The sequence below is a fragment of the Micromonospora sp. NPDC049114 genome (assembly GCF_040648635.1).
Lineage (GTDB): Bacteria > Actinomycetota > Actinomycetes > Mycobacteriales > Micromonosporaceae > Micromonospora.
Genome location: NZ_JBEZEA010000012.1, coordinates 31,545 through 47,130, shown reverse-complemented (window position 1 = coordinate 47,130; position 15,586 = coordinate 31,545). Strand labels below are relative to the sequence as shown.

General features: G+C 72.3%; 16 protein-coding genes. 12 read left to right on the top strand and 4 right to left on the bottom strand.

Annotated features, from left to right (window positions below; all coding sequences use genetic code 11):
- Nucleotides 1-262 precede the first annotated feature (262 nt).
- Nucleotides 263-1,849, bottom strand: coding sequence for a DUF6194 family protein (locus AB0B39_RS26735; protein WP_357575707.1), 1,587 nt, complete (start codon nt 1,847-1,849; stop codon nt 263-265).
- 55 nt (nt 1,850-1,904) lie between these two features.
- On the opposite strand from AB0B39_RS26735, the gene AB0B39_RS26730 reads away from it, so the two are divergent.
- Nucleotides 1,905-2,684: a MerR family transcriptional regulator gene (locus AB0B39_RS26730; protein WP_357496191.1), complete on the top strand. Its 780-nt coding sequence runs from the start codon at nt 1,905-1,907 to the stop codon at nt 2,682-2,684.
- On the opposite strand, the gene AB0B39_RS26725 is transcribed toward AB0B39_RS26730, so the two are convergent.
- The 3 genes from AB0B39_RS26725 to AB0B39_RS26715 all read right to left on the bottom strand — a co-directional run bounded on the left by AB0B39_RS26725 (nt 2,630) and on the right by AB0B39_RS26715 (nt 4,776).
- Entirely contained in the window at nt 2,630-3,403 is a 774-nt protein-coding gene (locus AB0B39_RS26725) for a class F sortase (RefSeq protein WP_357496271.1), read from the bottom strand. The genes AB0B39_RS26730 and AB0B39_RS26725 overlap by 55 nt on opposite strands.
- Before the next feature lie 75 nt (nt 3,404-3,478).
- Nucleotides 3,479-3,952, bottom strand: coding sequence for a hypothetical protein (locus tag AB0B39_RS26720; RefSeq protein ID WP_234582175.1), 474 nt, complete (start codon nt 3,950-3,952; stop codon nt 3,479-3,481).
- Nucleotides 3,953-4,332: 380 nt separating this feature from the next.
- Nucleotides 4,333-4,776, bottom strand: a complete 444-nt coding sequence (locus AB0B39_RS26715) for an Lrp/AsnC family transcriptional regulator (RefSeq protein ID WP_234582146.1) — start codon at nt 4,774-4,776, stop codon at nt 4,333-4,335.
- 148 nt (nt 4,777-4,924) lie between these two features.
- Here AB0B39_RS26715 and AB0B39_RS26710 point away from each other — a divergent pair, with 148 nt between their 5' ends.
- The 11 genes from AB0B39_RS26710 to AB0B39_RS26660 are packed head-to-tail and all read left to right on the top strand — an operon-like array spanning nt 4,925 to nt 15,546.
- Nucleotides 4,925-5,827 carry a tryptophan 2,3-dioxygenase family protein gene (locus tag AB0B39_RS26710; RefSeq protein WP_234582147.1) on the top strand — a complete coding sequence of 301 codons (903 nt, stop codon included), beginning with the start codon at nt 4,925-4,927 and terminating at the stop codon, nt 5,825-5,827.
- 14 nt (nt 5,828-5,841) lie between these two features.
- On the top strand, nt 5,842-7,122 hold the full coding sequence (gene kynU / locus AB0B39_RS26705) for a kynureninase (RefSeq protein ID WP_357575706.1): 1,281 nt from the start codon (nt 5,842-5,844) through the stop codon (nt 7,120-7,122).
- Nucleotides 7,119-8,456 (top strand): NAD(P)/FAD-dependent oxidoreductase, encoded by a 1,338-nt coding sequence (locus AB0B39_RS26700; RefSeq protein ID WP_357575705.1) that lies wholly within the window; start codon nt 7,119-7,121, stop codon nt 8,454-8,456. Before kynU ends, AB0B39_RS26700 begins: the two co-directional genes overlap by 4 nt.
- Before the next feature lie 23 nt (nt 8,457-8,479).
- Nucleotides 8,480-9,961: a 2-hydroxymuconic semialdehyde dehydrogenase gene (locus AB0B39_RS26695; protein ID WP_357575745.1), complete on the top strand. Its 1,482-nt coding sequence runs from the start codon at nt 8,480-8,482 to the stop codon at nt 9,959-9,961.
- 20 nt (nt 9,962-9,981) lie between these two features.
- Entirely contained in the window at nt 9,982-10,779 is a 798-nt protein-coding gene (locus AB0B39_RS26690) for a fumarylacetoacetate hydrolase family protein (RefSeq protein WP_357496198.1), read from the top strand.
- The gene (locus AB0B39_RS26685) at nt 10,776-11,708 is read left to right on the top strand and encodes an acetaldehyde dehydrogenase (acetylating) (protein ID WP_234582151.1); all 933 of its coding nucleotides are present in this window, start codon (nt 10,776-10,778) and stop codon (nt 11,706-11,708) included. The genes AB0B39_RS26690 and AB0B39_RS26685 overlap by 4 nt, the downstream gene beginning before the upstream one ends.
- Complete coding sequence (dmpG, locus tag AB0B39_RS26680) at nt 11,705-12,829, top strand: 4-hydroxy-2-oxovalerate aldolase (RefSeq protein ID WP_357496200.1); 1,125 nt, start codon at nt 11,705-11,707, stop codon at nt 12,827-12,829. Before AB0B39_RS26685 ends, dmpG begins: the two co-directional genes overlap by 4 nt.
- Entirely contained in the window at nt 12,826-13,599 is a 774-nt protein-coding gene (locus tag AB0B39_RS26675; RefSeq protein WP_357496202.1) for a fumarylacetoacetate hydrolase family protein, read from the top strand. Before dmpG ends, AB0B39_RS26675 begins: the two co-directional genes overlap by 4 nt.
- Nucleotides 13,596-14,018: a RidA family protein gene (locus AB0B39_RS26670; protein WP_357575704.1), complete on the top strand. Its 423-nt coding sequence runs from the start codon at nt 13,596-13,598 to the stop codon at nt 14,016-14,018. The genes AB0B39_RS26675 and AB0B39_RS26670 overlap by 4 nt, the downstream gene beginning before the upstream one ends.
- Nucleotides 14,015-14,539, top strand: coding sequence for a 3-hydroxyanthranilate 3,4-dioxygenase (locus AB0B39_RS26665; RefSeq protein WP_234582155.1), 525 nt, complete (start codon nt 14,015-14,017; stop codon nt 14,537-14,539). Before AB0B39_RS26670 ends, AB0B39_RS26665 begins: the two co-directional genes overlap by 4 nt.
- Nucleotides 14,539-15,546 (top strand): amidohydrolase family protein, encoded by a 1,008-nt coding sequence (locus AB0B39_RS26660; protein WP_357575703.1) that lies wholly within the window; start codon nt 14,539-14,541, stop codon nt 15,544-15,546. The genes AB0B39_RS26665 and AB0B39_RS26660 overlap by 1 nt, the downstream gene beginning before the upstream one ends.
- The last annotated feature ends 40 nt before the right edge of the window (nt 15,547-15,586 follow it).

The following is a 15,586-nucleotide window of genomic DNA, read 5'->3' as shown; positions in this document are numbered from 1 at the left end:
TGCGGCCGCGCGACCTGACCTCCCGCGCTGGCCCGAGGCGGCCGCCCGACCCGACCTGCGCTTGGCCTGACCCGACCTGCGCTGGGCTGAGGCGGCCGCCTGGCCCGACCCGACCTGCGCTTGGCCTGACTCGACCTGCGCTGGGCTGAGGCGGCCGCCCGACCCGACCTGCGCTTGGCCTGACCCGACCTGCGCTGGGCTGAGGCGGCCGCCCGGCCCGACCGGGGCCGCGGCGGCCGTCAGCTCGGGAGCGTCGTCGGGCTCAGTCCCGCTGGTCGGTCGCTCGACGGGTCGCGCGCTCGTGCCGGTCCACCGCCCGGGCGTGCGCGATCGCGAGTAGGCGGTCGATCTCGGGCAGCATCTGCGGCCCCGGCATCACGATGCTGGCGAAGCCGTACAGCGCGTACCCCGGATGCGGCGTGACAGTGTCCAGCCGGGCGAAGTCGAAGGCGTCCCGGTGCTCCTCGAACGCCTTCGGTGCGAAGCCGAACATCCTCTCGAACTCGGCCCGGCCCAGGTCCAGGTTGAGGCGGAAGACGCCGGGGCGGTCCAGCTGCCCGGCTTCGTCGAAGCCGGGCACGTCGTGCTCCACGATGGTGGCGAACGGCTGGCGGCGGTCCGGGCCGACGTGGAAGAACCGGTCGCCCCAGGCGCCCTCGGGTGAGCCGTCCTCCTCGCTCGCCACCACCTGCTCGACGTCGGGCAGCGCGCTGATCCGGTCGGCGAGCACTGTCGCGTCGAGGCCGGTCGGGATGTGCAGTACCGCGTCGGCGTGGTCGATGGCGGCCTGGTCCAGGGGGAAGTAGCGGTAGTCGTGCGTCCTCCGCTCGGCCGGCTCGATCTCGGCCGCCCGGACGTACCCGGGGAGGGTGAGCTTCTGTGAGAGCCTGCCCTCGTAGGTCGTCGCGGCGGGTACGTCGATGCCGAGCGCGGGGCTCGCGCCGAGGCTGCCGACGATCACCGCGTACCGCTCGCCCAGCAACGCTCCGACGATCGCGCCGGCCCCGGCCCACGACACCTCCGTCGCGCCGATCGTCATCGTGCCGGGGTGGCGCTGGAGGTGCGTGTTGTGCGCGAAGACCAGCGTGGGTCCACGGTGTGCCTCGACCGCCCGGATCGCGAGCAGGTTCTCGGCCATCAGCGCGTCCCGGACGGCGGCCAGGCGGGCGAAGCGTTCCTCCTGGACCAGTGGCGCCGCGGCCGCCGAGTGGTAGCGCAGCACCGCTACCGCCGACGTGGCGTGGACGAAGGCCGACTGCCAGCCCTCGGACCGTAGGTGTGCCCGCAGGTACAACTCGGTCAGCAGGTCGTCGGCGAGCACCCGCAGCCGCTGGGCGTCGGACGAGCGTCCGACCGAGCGGCCGGGCTCCCAGATCGCGGCCGTGTCGTTCCAGCGGGCCTCGTCCCCGACGAGGTCGTCGATCTCGGCCGACCGGTCCAGGTCGAGGAATTCGCACACCCGCACCAGGTGACGCCGGGGGCTCGGGGCGCCCTCGATCTCCAGCGGGGCGTCGAAGCCGTGAAAACTCAGGCGCTCGGCGGCGGGCCGTCCGTCGTTCCACTCGCGCATCCGCAGCAGCAGGTCACGGTTGGCCGGCGCGGCGCCGAACCCGTGGCTGAAACCCTCGGCGAGCACGCGGTCGAGCGGCACGGCCGCGCCCTGCACGAACGCGTCGGCGAGCAGTCCCGCGGCCCGGTCGCTCTCCAGGGCGATCGATCGGTAGCCGTGCTCGGCCAGCGTCAGGAAGGCGTCGTTGCGGATCTGGAGGAACGCGGATTCACCGTGCGTCGGCTCACCGAGCGCGAGCAGCGCCGGCGAGCCGGCAAGCACGTCAACAAGAGCGGTCATTGCATCAACCGTATCGTTGCACCAGCGGTGGAGACTTCAGAGCGAGGGAGCGCGGGTGACAACCACAAAACCCTCAAACCCGGGGGTACGCCGACCGGTCGACCTCGCGCGCCGGCACGGGCTGTCGGCGCAGGCCGTCCGCAACTACGAACGGGACGGCGTGCTGCCACCCGCCGAGCGCACCGCGACCGGGTACCGCCGGTTCACCGAGGTGCACGCCACCGCACTGAGCGCCTACCTCGCGCTCATCGTCGGGCACGGCCACGCGGCCAGCGGCGACATCATGCGGGCCGTCAACCGGGGTGAGATCGACACGGCGTTGCGCACGATCGACAGCGGTCACGCGCTGCTGCAACGCGACCGGGAGACCCTGGACGCGGTCGAGGCGGCCCTCGCGACCCTCACCGCGTCGGAGCCCGCGCCGCAGGGCCGGAAAGCCGTGCCGATCAGTGTGCTCGCCCACCGGCTCGGCGTACGACCCGCGACCCTGCGCAAGTGGGAGTCGGCAGGCATTCTGCGCCCGGAGCGCGATCGGGTGACCCGCCACCGCGTCTACTCGCCCGACGACGTCCGGGACGCCCAACTCGCCCACCTGCTGCGTCGGGGCGGATACCGGCTCGACCACATCGCCGACGTGCTGCGTCGGGTCCGCGACGCCGGTGGCGCCGAGCCGCTCGCCGCGTCGCTCGGTCAGTGGCGCCGACGGCTCACCGAGCGCGGCCGGGCCATGCTCACCGGGGCCGCCCGGCTCGCCGAGTACCTCGACGCCGGCGCCGGCGATCAACCACCACGGGCCTTGACCAGCGAGGCGAACACCACCAGGTTGTCCGAGTAGCCCCGCTCGCCGCCCACCCACCGGCCGCCGCAGGTGATCAGCCGCAGGCTGGGGCGGCTGAAGTCGCCGTACACCTCGTCCACCGGCAGTCGGTCCTTGTCGAACCGCTCCACCGAGTCGACCTCGAAGACCGCGACCCGGCCGTCGGAGCGGGTGACCTCGATCTGGTCTCCCGCGCGCAGTTCCCGGAGCTGGTGAAAGACGGCCGGGCCGGTCGTGGTGTCCACGTGTCCCACGATCACCGCCGGCCCGTACTGGCCGGGGGTGGGGCCCTGGTCGTACCAGCCGGCCTCCTGGGCGCGGCCCACGTCGGGCACGGCGATGGTGCCGTCCGGGGCGATGCCCACGTCGTGCAGCGGCGCCCGCAGGTCGATCTTGCTGATCGAGAGAGCGGTCGGGCGGCTGGCCGGCAGCACCGGGAACTTCTTCGGCGGCGGTCGCAGGCCCGCGCTGATCCGGTCCGGCAGCAGACTGACCCCGGTCACCTGCTCGATGCCCAGCATCGCCACGATCAGCACCATCAGCGTGGCCACGGCCAGGACCGGCAGTCCCGGCCCGGTGCCGAGCCGACGCCGGGTCAGCGGCGACCCGACGGGACGGCTCGGCGGCAGCGGACGGGCGTCCGGATCAGTGGTGGCGACGCTTGCGGACACCGCCTGCCCGGCGACCCGGCGCAGCCGGACCGAGGCCCGGGCCACCAGCCGTCCGGTGGCGCGCAGGGCCGCCGCGGCCCGGACGCGGGCACGGTGGTCCGACCGCGCACGCGCGGATCTGCGGGTCATGGCAGCTCCGGCTCAGGAGCCGGCTCCGGTCCGACGCCGACCGCCCGCCATGCCGAGCGCGACCGCGGCGGCCACCAGGGCCACGCCGCCGAGGACCAGGACCGAGCCGGTGCCCCGGCCGCCCGCGGTGCCGCCGCCGCCCGTCGCCGGTCCCTTGCTGGGCGAGGCCATGTTGAGCACGGTCAGCATCGTCTGGGCCGTCTGGTTGTTCTGGCAGCGCAGGTCGACCTGGTAGTCGCCGGGTTCCTTGTTGCCCGGAACGGTGACCTCCCCCTTGAGGAAGCCGTTGTCCGGTCGGAGCATCACGTGCCCGAACGCGTCGGATTGCACGTTGGCCTGTCGATCGTTGTTGTTGTCGCAGCTCGCGCGGATCGTGACGCGGCTGCCCGCCGGGACGCTGTTCGGCGTCACCTCGACGAAGGTGTTCTCACCGGCACGCGCCGGTGCGACCGACAACAGGACGAACGCCCCGATGAGCCCCACCAGTGTCAGTGCGGACGAGAGTGCGCGGTTGATCGTGCGAAGTCCCTGCATGATTTCCCCCCAACCGGCGACGACCGCCGGAACCCTCCCCTGGGCACGCGCGTTGAGTTCCCGCCACCCCAACGACAAACCCCACCCCCGCGCGCCCCCGCCCCCCGCGCCCGCCCCCCCAGCCGGCGTCGATCATGGAGTTGTGGCGCTCCGCAAAAGGTGCATATCTCCCTCATCTACCCACCACGACTCCATGATCGACCCGGGGTGGTGGCAGGGCTCCCGCGATCTTGCACTTACTGTCGCGGCATACGGGGCATTCCTCGCACTTCGGCGACAGGAAGTGCAAGATCGCGCAGGCGGGGGCGGGGGCGGGGGCGGGGGCGGGGGTCTTAGGGGAGGGGCTGGGGGGTTATGGGGTTGTAGGGGAGGGGGGTGGACAGGACCATGGTGCTGGACGGCTGGCCGTACGGGGCTAGGCGGTCGATCACCCGCTCGAAGTCTCCGATCGAGCCGGCGGCCACCTTGAGCATGCTGCACGCGTCACCGGTGATCCGGTGGATCTCCAGGATCTCGGGCCAGTCGGACACGTCGGGGTCGTGCAGGATGCACCGCGCGCCGTAACAGGACATCCGGATCAGGGCGACCACCGTACGGCCGGCTCGGGTCAGGTCCACGTGGGCGTGGTAACCGGTGATCACCCCGGCCTCCTCCAGTCGGCGGACCCGCTCGGCCACCGCTGGTGGGGACAGGTGCACCCGGCGGGACAACTCGCTGAAGGAGAGCCGGGCGTCGGCCTGCAACTCGCGCAGCAGCGCCCAGTCCATGTCGTCCACGCTCGAACCTTACTTTCGTGAACTGGATTCGCCCAGCTGCCTTCGGTTCGTCAACTCAGGCCGGCAAGTGCCGTTGATGCGGCATTCCGCAGGCCGATCCAACCGCGAGATCATGACGTCGGCAGCTTCGGGGGAAGGGAGACGACTGGTGGATCAGACGGACCGGCGGGCGCCGAAGCGCGTCGCCACGGTACGACCGGTGACCCCGCGCCAGCGGGCGGCCCGCGCGGCGCGCAACGGCGGCGAGCCGACGCTGGAGTTCGCCGAGCTGGTGCCCTACGACGCGTACGTGCGGGCCAGCGCCCTGCACCAGTTGCAGCAGCCCCTGAGCGACGACCCCGGCGAGATGTCCTTCCTCATGGTCAGTCAGATCATGGAGTTGTACTTCGGGCTGACCTGTCACGAGCTGCGCGAGACCCAGCGTCTGGTGCGCGCCGACCGGATCTGGGACGCGCTGGCCCCGCTGCGCCGCGCCACCCTGCACCTGGAAGGGCTCAACGCCGCCTGGCAGGGCCTGCGCTGGATGACCCCGGCCGACTTCAACAGGTTCCGCAACCTGCTCGGCGAGGGCTCCGGCTTCCAGTCGGCGATGTACCGGCACCTCGAGTTCCTGCTCGGGCTGCGCGACCCGGCGCTGATCCGGCCGTTCCGCCGGCAGAGCGAGGTGCACGGCGCGCTCAGCGCCGCGCTGGCCGCCCCGAGCCTCTGGGACGACGTGGTCGCGCTGCTCGCCCGGCGCGGCTTCGACATCCCCGCCGACCTGCTGAACCGGGACGTGGCGGTCGAGCACGACCCGCAGCCGGCGGTCGAGGCGGCCTGGGTGCGGATCTACGCCGACGGCGGGCCGGACAACCACCTGCGGCTGCTCGGCGAGGCGCTCAGCGGCGTCGCCGAGGAGTTCGGCGACTGGCGGTGGAACCACGTCAAGGCGGTGCAGCGGACAATGGGCGCCAAGGTCGGCAGCGGCGGCTCCGCCGGGCTGGCGTGGTTGCAGCGCAGCATGGCCCGGGTGGTCTTCCCGGAGCTGTGGTCGGCCCGCACCGCGATGTGACCGGAGAGCGAGACATGCACACCCCAGAGAGCGAGGCCCACCGCCTCGACCAGGCCGACCCGGGCCACCGACACCTCTTCCACGTGCCGCCCGCCGACGGCGGCGACCACCCCGAGTCGGCGTACCTCGCCGGCAACTCGCTCGGCCTGCAACCCCGGGCCACCCGCGACGAACTCCTGGCCGACCTGGACGCCTGGGGGCGGCTCGGCGTCGAGGGGCACCTGGAGGCCGAGCGCGCCTGGCTGCCGTACCACGAGCTGTTGACCGCGCCGGCCGCCCGACTGGTCGGCGCCCTCCCCGCGGAGACCGTGGTGATGAACTCGCTCACGGTCAACCTGCACCTGCTGATGGTCAGCTTCTACCGCCCGGCCGGCGCGCGCACCCGCATCGTCATCGAGGACAGCGCGTTTCCCTCGGACAGCTACGCGGTGCGCAGCCAGGCCCGCTTCCACGGGCTGGACCCGGACGACACGGTGGTCCGGCTGCGCCCGCGTCCCGGCGAGGATGCGCTGCGCACCGAGGACGTCACCGACTACCTGGCCGCCGAGGGTGACCGGGTGGCGCTGGTGCTGCTGGGTGGCGTCAACTACCTCACCGGCGAGCTGCTGGACATTCCGGCGATCACGGCCGCCGGGCGGGCGGCCGGCGCGGTGGTCGGCTGGGACCTGGCCCACGCGGCGGGCAACGTGCCGCTGCGCCTGCACGACTGGGACGTCGACTTCGCCGCCTGGTGCTCCTACAAGTACCTGAACTCGGGGCCGGGCGCGCTGGCCGGCGTCTTCGTGCACGAGCGGCACCTCGGCGATCCCGACCTGCCGCGCTTCGAGGGGTGGTGGAGCACCGCGGCGGCCACCCGGTTCGAGATGACGCCGGTGTCCCGGCCACCGTCCACGGTGGAGGCCTGGCAGATCTCCAACCCGCCGATCTTCGCGATGGGTCCGGTGCGTACCTCGCTGGAGCTGTTCGACACGGTAGGCATGCCGGCGTTGCGCGCCCGCAGCCTCCGACTCACCGGCTGGCTGGAGGCACTGCTCGACGAGGTCACCGCCGACCGGCCGCTGCGCGTGGTCACCCCGCGTGATCCGGCCCGCCGGGGCTGCCAGTTGTCGGTACGCGTAAGCGCCGGCAACGCCGCCGAGCTGACCAAGCGGCTGCGGCACGAGCACGGCGTCATCGCCGACGCCCGCGAGCCGGACATCATCCGCTTCGCCCCGGTGCCGCTCTACTCCACGTACCTGGACTGCTGGCGGGCCGCCGCGGCGCTCACCGCGACCGTGGGGCAGGTGAACCCATGACCGCCCGGCGCGACGAGATCGCGATCATCGGCGCCGGCCTGGCCGGCTGTCTGGCCGCCTGCTTCCTGGCCCGGCGCGGCTATCCGGTGGCCCTCTACGAGCGTCGGCCGGACCCGCGTGCCGGCGCGGCCGAGCGGGGACGCTCGATCAACCTGGCCCTCTCCGAGCGCGGGTTGGACGCGCTGCGCCGGATCGGGCTGGCCGAGCAGGTGATGACCGACGCGCTGCCGATGCGCGGCCGGATGATCCACCCGGTGGAGGGGGAGCAGCAGTTCCAGTCGTACAGCGCGGCCGGTGACCGGGCGATCAACTCGATCAGCCGGGGCGCGCTCAACAACGCCCTGCTGGACGCCGCCGCCGCGCTGCCCGGGGTCCGGATCGTCTTCGACCACCGGCTCGTCGGGCTCGACCCGGCCGACGGCACCCTGAGCTTCGACACCCCGCAGGGCACGGTCGGCGCGAAGGCGTCGGTCGTGTTGGGCGCCGACGGCGCCGGCTCCGCGGTACGCGGACAACTGCTGGCGTACGGGCTGCTGCGCGAGAGCGTGGACTTCCTCGACTACGGCTACAAGGAGCTGACGATTCCGCCGCTCGGCGGCGACTTCGCCCTGGATCCGGACGCGCTGCACATCTGGCCGCGCGGCACCTCGATGATGATCGCGTTGCCGAACCCGGACCGTTCCTTCACCTGCACGCTGTTCTGGCCCAACGAGGGCGTCGGCAGTTTCGCGGCCCTGGACAACCCGGCCGCGATCAGGGCGCACTTCGCCGAGCAGTACCCGGACGTGGTCCCGCTCGCCCCGAACCTGGTCGACGACTACCAGCACAACCCGGTGGGCGTGCTCGGCACGGTGCGCAGCACCCCCTGGCAGGTCAACGGCACTGTCGGCCTGCTCGGCGACGCGGCCCACGCCATCGTGCCGTTCTACGGCCAGGGCGCCAACTGCGCCTTCGAGGACGTCGTCGAGCTGGACCGCTGCCTCGACGAGTGTGCCGACGAGTGGTCGGCGGCGTTGCCGCTGTTCCAGCGCCGCCGGCAGGAGAACGCCGAGGCCATCGCGCAGATGGCGCTTACCAACTTCGTGGAGATGCGCGACAAGGTCGCCTCGCCGGTGTTCCAGACCCGCCGGCGGGTGGAGCACGCACTGGAACGGGCACTGCCCGGCCGGTACGTTTCCCAGTACGAGCTGGTGTCCTTCTCCACCACCCCGTACGCCGAGGTGCGCCGCCGGGTCCGCCGGCAGCACCGGGTGCTCGGCGCGGTCGTGGGTGGGGCCGCGCTGCTGCTGGTGGGCGCGATCACGGCGGGGCTCAGCCGAGGGAGGCGTACATGACCGGCACCTGGGACGCCACGCTGATGACCGGCCGCGCGCCGGCCGGGCCGTCGCGGCTGCGCAACTTCGTCGGCGGCGAGTTCGTCGACGGCGGGTCGACGTTCACCAAGGTGAGCCCGGTGACCGGCGAGCCGGTCTTCGAGGTCGTCGAGGCGACGCGGTCCACTGTGGACGACACGGTTGCCGCAGCCCGCGCGGCGCTGCGTGGGCCGTGGGGCCGGATGGGGGAGCGCGAGCGCGCCGAGGTGCTGCGCCGTGTCGCGGACGAGCTGGAACGTCGCTTCGACGATCTGGTCACCGCCGAGGTCGCCGACACCGGCAAGTCCATCGCCCAGGCCCGCACGCTGGACATCCCGCGTGGCGCGGCGAACTTCCGGGCGTTCGCGGAGATCGTCGCGACCGCGCCCACCGAGTCGTTCACCACTGTCACCCCGACCGGCGGCCGGGCGCTGAACTACGCCGTCCGCAAGCCGGTCGGCGTGGTCGCGGTCATCGTGCCGTGGAACCTGCCGCTGCTGCTGCTCACCTGGAAGGTCGCCCCGGCGCTCGCCTGCGGCAACGCCGTGGTGGTCAAGCCCAGCGAGGAGACGCCCGCCTCGGCGACGCTGCTCGCCGAGGTGATGGCCGCCGCCGGCGTACCGGACGGGGTGTTCAACCTGGTGCACGGCTTCGGACCGGACTCGGCCGGCGAGTTCCTCACCCGCCACCCGGGCGTCGACGCGATCACCTTCACCGGCGAGTCGGCCACCGGCGGCGCGATCATGCGGGCCGCCGCCGACGGCGTGAAGGCGGTGAGCTTCGAGCTGGGCGGCAAGAACGCCGGCCTGGTCTTCGCCGACGCCGACCTGGACGCGGCGGTGGCCGGCTCGATGCGCTCCAGCTTCACCAACGGCGGCCAGGTGTGCCTGTGCACCGAGCGCATCTACGTGCAGCGGCAGGTCTTCGACGAGTTCACCGCCCGGCTGGCGAAGCGGGCCGGCGAGCTGGCGTACGGCTGGCCGACCGACGAGGCCACCGCCACCATGCCGCTGATCTCCCCGCAGCACCGGGCGAAGGTGCTCGGCGCGTACGAGCTGGCCCGCGCCGAGGGCGCCGAGGTGCTCACCGGCGGCGGCACGCCCACTTTCGGTGACGCCCGCGACGGCGGGTCGTACGTGCAGCCGACGGTGCTCACCGGCCTCGGCCCGGACGCCCGCACCAACCGGGAGGAGATCTTCGGCCCGGTCGTGCACGTGGCGCCGTTCGACACCGAGGACGAGGCGTACGCCCTGGCCAACGGCACCGAGTACGGCCTGGCGGCGACGGTGTGGACCCGGGACGTGGGCGTCGCGCACCGGGCCGGAGTCCGACTGGACGCGGGCATCGTCTGGGTCAACACCTGGTTCCTGCGGGACCTGCGCACGCCGTTCGGTGGGGTGAAGGCCTCCGGGATCGGTCGCGAGGGCGGCGTGCACTCGTTGAACTTCTACTCCGAACTCACCAACGTCTGCGTGGACCTGTCGTGAGCCGTAGCGAGGGAGCGGGCATGGAAGCCGACATCGAGGCCGCCAACCGGGAGCTGGCCGACGCCCGCAGCACCGGCAAGCCCTGCCCGCCGCTGCGCGGTCGGCTGCTGCCGGAGGGCGACGTCGAGTCCGCGTACCGCGTGCAGCAGCTCCAGTCGCGGGCCTGGCAGGGCCGCGGCGAGCGCCGCGTGGGCGCGAAGATCGGGTTGACCTCGCGGGCGGTGCAGGAGACCTTCGGGGTGTTCCAACCGGACTTCGGGATGCTCACCGACGCCATGGCGGTCGGCGACGGGGTCGAGGTGCCGATCGACCGGCTGCTCCAGCCGCGGGTCGAGGCGGAGATCGCGTTCGTGCTCGACAAGGATCTCGCGGATCCGCAGATCACGACTGTCGACCTGATCCGCGCCGTCGACCACGTGCTGCCGGCGATCGAGATCGTCGACTCGCGCATCGCCGGCTGGGACATCTCCATCGTGGACACCGTCGCCGACAACGCCTCCAGCGGGCTCTTCGTGCTCGGCACCACGCCGCGCCGCCTCGCCGACGTCGACCTGCGGCTGTGCGGAATGGTGCTGGAACACGCCGGTGAGCCGGTCTCGGTCGGCGCGGGCGCGGCCTGCCTGGGCAACCCGCTGCACGCCCTGCACTGGCTGGCCGGCACCCTCGCCCGCGCCGGTGACCCGCTGCGCGCCGGCGACGTGGTCCTCTCCGGGGCGCTCGGCCCGATGGTGCCGGTCACCCCGGGGGCCGCGTACGAGGCACGGATCTCCGGGCTCGGCTCGGTGCGTACGGCCTTCACCCGAGGGGAGTCAGCGTGAGCGTCGGCGTGGCGGTGCTCGGTTCCGGAAACATCGGCACCGACCTGATGATCAAAGTTCTCCGGCTCAGTGACAGCCTGCGGATGGTGGCGATGGCCGGCATCGACCCGGCCTCCGACGGCCTGGCCCGGGCCCGCCGACTCGGCGTGGCCACCACCGCCGACGGCGTGGACGGGCTGGTCGCGATGCCCGAGTTCGCCGACGTCGAGCTGGTCTTCGACGCGACCTCGGCGGGCGCGCACCGACGGCACGACGAGGTGCTGCGCGCGCACGGCAGGACGCTTGTCGACCTGACCCCGGCCGCGCTCGGCCCGTACGTGGTGCCGCCGGTCAACCTCGACGAGCACCTGCACGAGCCGAACGTCAACATGGTGACCTGCGGCGGGCAGGCGACAGTGCCGATCGTCGCCGCCGTCCGCCGGATCACCCCGGTGGCGTACGGAGAGATCGTCGCGTCGATCGCGTCGAAGTCGGCCGGGCCGGGCACCCGGGCCAACATCGACGAGTTCACCGAGACCACCGCTCGCGCCATCGAGGTGGTCGGCGGGGCGGAGCGGGGCAAGGCGATCATCGTGCTGAACCCGGCGGACCCGCCGCTGCTCATGCGCGACACCGTCTACTGCCTCTGCCCGGACGTCGACGCCGACACCGCAGCCATCGCCGCCTCGGTCGCCGAGATGGTGGCGACGGTCCAGGAGTACGTCCCCGGCTACCGGCTCAAGCAGGACGTGCAGTTCGACCGCGTCGAGGCGTACGTGCCGACGCTCGGGCGGCAGCTCACCGCGTTGCAGGTGTCGGTCTACCTGGAGGTCTCCGGGGCGGGCCACTACCTGCCCGCGTACGCCGGGAACCTGGACATCATGACCTCCGCCGCGCTGCGCACCGCGGAGCGGCTGGTCGCCAGGCGTTCGACGGGAGCGGTGGCATGACCGACCTGTACATCCAGGACGTGACGCTGCGCGACGGCATGCACGCCATCGCCCACCGGTACACGGTCGACCAGGTACGCACCATCGCCGCCGCCCTGGACGCCGCCGGGGTGGCCGCGATCGAGGTGGCGCACGGCGACGGGCTCGCCGGGTCGAGCGTCAACTACGGCCACGGCGCGGCCAGCGACGCCGAGTGGATCTCCGCCGCCGCCGAGGTGATGACGAACGCGAAGCTCACCACCCTGCTGCTGCCCGGCATCGGCACGATCGCCGACCTGAAGGCGGCGAAGGCGCTCGGGGTGACGAGCGTCCGCATCGCCACCCACTGCACCGAGGCCGACATCTCCGCCCAGCACATCTCCTGGGCGCGGGAGAACGGCATGGACGTGTCGGGCTTCCTGATGATGTCGCACATGAACGATCCGGCCGGGCTCGCCGGGCAGGCCAAGCTCATGGAGTCGTACGGGGCGCACTGCGTCTACGTCACCGACTCCGGCGGCCGGCTGCTGATGTCCGACGTGGCGCAGCGGGTCGACGCGTACCGGCAGGTCCTCGACCCGGCGACGCAGATCGGCATCCATGCCCACCACAACCTGTCGCTCGGCGTGGCCAACAGCGTGCTGGCGGTCGAGCACGGCCGGATCACCGGGTCCGCGCCGGCCGGTCCCGACGCACCCCACGGCCGGACGGTCCGCGTGGACGCCTCCCTCGCCGGAATGGGCGCGGGCGCCGGAAACGCACCGCTGGAGGTCTTCGTGGCGGTCGCCGAGCTGCACGGCTGGAAGCACGGCTGCGACGTGTTCGCGCTGATGGACGCCGCCGACGACATCGTCCGCCCGCTGCAGGACCGGCCGGTCCAGGTGGACCGGGAGACGCTCTCCCTGGGGTACGCGGGCGTCTACTCCAGCTTCCTGCGGCACGCCGAGCGGGCCTCGGACCGCTACGGCGTCGACGTCCGGTCGATCCTGGTTGAGCTGGGCCGCCGTCGGATGGTCGGCGGCCAGGAGGACATGATCGTCGACGTGGCACTCGACCTGGCCGGCAAGGAACAGGCTGTGAGCGCGAGGAGTGAGCCGGGTTTGCGAGCCCCGCAGTCGCGAACGGAAGGTGACGCAGCATGATCGGCGTGGACATCACCGGGATCGCCGACAAGCTCGGCGCGGCGGCCGACACGGCCACCGCGATCGGTCAGCTCGCCGCCGAGACCGGTCTCGACGTGGACACCGCGTACGGCGTCCAGGCCGCCCTGGTGCAGCGCCGACTGGAACGCGGCGAGCGGCTGGTCGGGCTGAAGATGGGGCTGACCAGCCGGGCGAAGATGGCCCAGGTCGGCGTGGACGAGGTGATCTGGGGGCGGCTCACCGACGCGATGCGGGTGCCCGACGGCGGCACGGTCGACCCGGCCGCGTACATCCATCCCCGGGTCGAGCCGGAGGTGGCGTTCCTGCTGGATCGGCTGCCGGAGCCGGGCGAGCCGGTCGGCGACTTCACCACTGCGGTCCGCGCAGTCGCCCCGGCCATCGAGCTGATCGATTCCCGGTACGCGGATTTCCGCTTCTCGCTGCCGGACGTCGTCGCCGACAACACCTCGGCCGCCGCGTTCGTGATCGGTCCGTGGTCGCCGGTGCCGTCGGGGCTGGACAACCTGGGCGTGCTGCTGGAGGTCGACGGTCGGGTGGCCCAGGTCGGTTCGACGGCGGCGATCCTCGGCGATCCACGTCGGGCACTCGACGAGGGCATCCGGCTGGCCGGCCGGCACGGGGTGCGGTTGCAGTCCGGCTGGGTCTTCCTGGCCGGTGCGGCCACCGCCGCGGTGCCGCTGCGTCCCGGCGCGCACATCCGCGCGGTCGTCGAGAAGCTCGGCACGGCGTTCCTGCGGGCGTCGTCATGAGCGGGGTCGTCGTCGCCGGCAAGGCCGTCCCTCGGGGAGCATTTCCGCACGTCAAGGTCGCCGGTGGGTTCGTCTTCGTCTCCGGTACGTCGTCGCGACGCCCGGACAACAGCTTCGCCGGTGTCGAGGTCGACGAGTTCGGCACGACGAACCTCGACATCCGGGTGCAGACGCGGGCCGTCATCGACAACATCGGCGATCTGCTGCGCTCGGTCGGCGCGGACCTCACCGACCTCGTCCAGGTGACCACGTATCTGGTCAACATGAACGACTTCGGCGGTTACAACGAGGTGTGGGCGGAGTTCTTCGACACGTCCGGGCCGACCCGCACCACTGTGGCGGTGCACCAGCTGCCGCACCCGCACCTGCTCATCGAGATCCAGGCCGTGGCCCTTCTTCCCTCGGGAGGTCAGTCGTGAGTGAGATCGCCGAGCCGTTCAGCTTTCCGGGCTGGATCGCCGACAACCAGCACCTGTTGAAGCCGCCGGTGGGCAACAAGGAGATGTTCCCCGGCGGGGACGACTTCATCGTGATGGTGGTGGGCGGGCCCAACCAGCGCACCGACTTCCACGTAGACCCGTACGAGGAGTTCTTCTACCAGGTCAAGGGCAACATGCACATCAACCTGATGACCCCGGAGGGTCCGCGTACGGTGCACGTGCGCGAGGGTCAGATGTGGATGCTGCCGCGCAACACCCCGCACTCGCCGCAGCGCCCCGAGGCCGGCTCGATCGGCGTGGTCGTCGAGCGGGTCCGTGAGGAGGGCACGCTGGAGACGTTCCAGTGGTACTGCCCCGGGTGCGGCAACAAGGTGCACGAGGTGGAGTTGCAGGTCCGCGACATCGCGGCCGACCTGCCACCGGTGTTCCAGGCGTTCTACGCGGATGAGAAGGCACGCACCTGCGCCAACTGCGGCACCCTGCACCCGGGCAAGGGCTGATGCCCGCAGGTGTCGTCGACGTGCACACGCACGTCGTACCCAAGGGGTGGCCGGACCTCGGCGCGGCGTGCGGCGGGTCCGGCTGGCCCTGGTTGCGGGTCGACTCCGAGCGCGCCGCCATGATCATGGTGGGGGAGACGGAGTTCCGTCCGGTCGGTGCCGAGTGCTGGGACGCCTCGACGCGGCTGGCCGACATGGACGCGGACGGCGTGGCCGTGCAGGTGGTGTCGCCGACGCCCGTCTTCTTCAGCTACGACCGTCCGGCCGACCAGGCGGTGAAGGTCGCCCGGATCTTCAACGACCTCACCCTGAAGGTCACCGCTGCCGGTGGCGATCGGCTGGTGCCGTTCTGTCAGGTGCCCCTTCAGGACCCGGACGCGGCCTGCGCGGAGTTGGACCGCAGTCTGGCCGCCGGGCACGTCGGCGTGGAGATCGGCAACCACGTCGGCGACCGGGACCTGGACGACGCCGGGGTGGTCGCCTTCCTCATGCACTGCGCCGAGGTGGGTGCGCCCGTCTTCGTCCACCCGTGGGACATGCCGAACGGCCCGCGCCTGGACCGCTGGATGGCCCGCTGGCTCACCGGGATGCCCGCCGAGACGCACCTGTCGGTGCTGGCGATGATCCTGGGCGGCGTCTTCGACCGGGTACCCGAGACGCTGCGGATCTGCTTCGCGCACGGCGGCGGCAGCTTCCCGTTCTGGCTCGGCCGCGCCGACAACGCCTGGCACCGCCGTGGTGACCTGGTCCGTGGCGCGTCCGTCGCCCCGCCCAGCAGCTACGTCGACCGGTTCAGCGTCGACTCGGTGGTCTTCGCGCCGCCCGCGCTGCGGCTGCTTGTCGACACGATGGGGGAGGACCGGGTGCTGGTCGGCAGCGACTACCCGTACCCGCTGGGCGAGCGGCCGGCCGGTGCGGTCGTCGACTCGGCCGACTTCCTCACCGACGCCCAGCGCGACAAGCTCCGATCCACCAACGCCCTGCGCTTCCTGTACGGGCAGCGCTGACGGCGTACCCCTGGTAGCGCCCCTCGGACGACGGACGGCT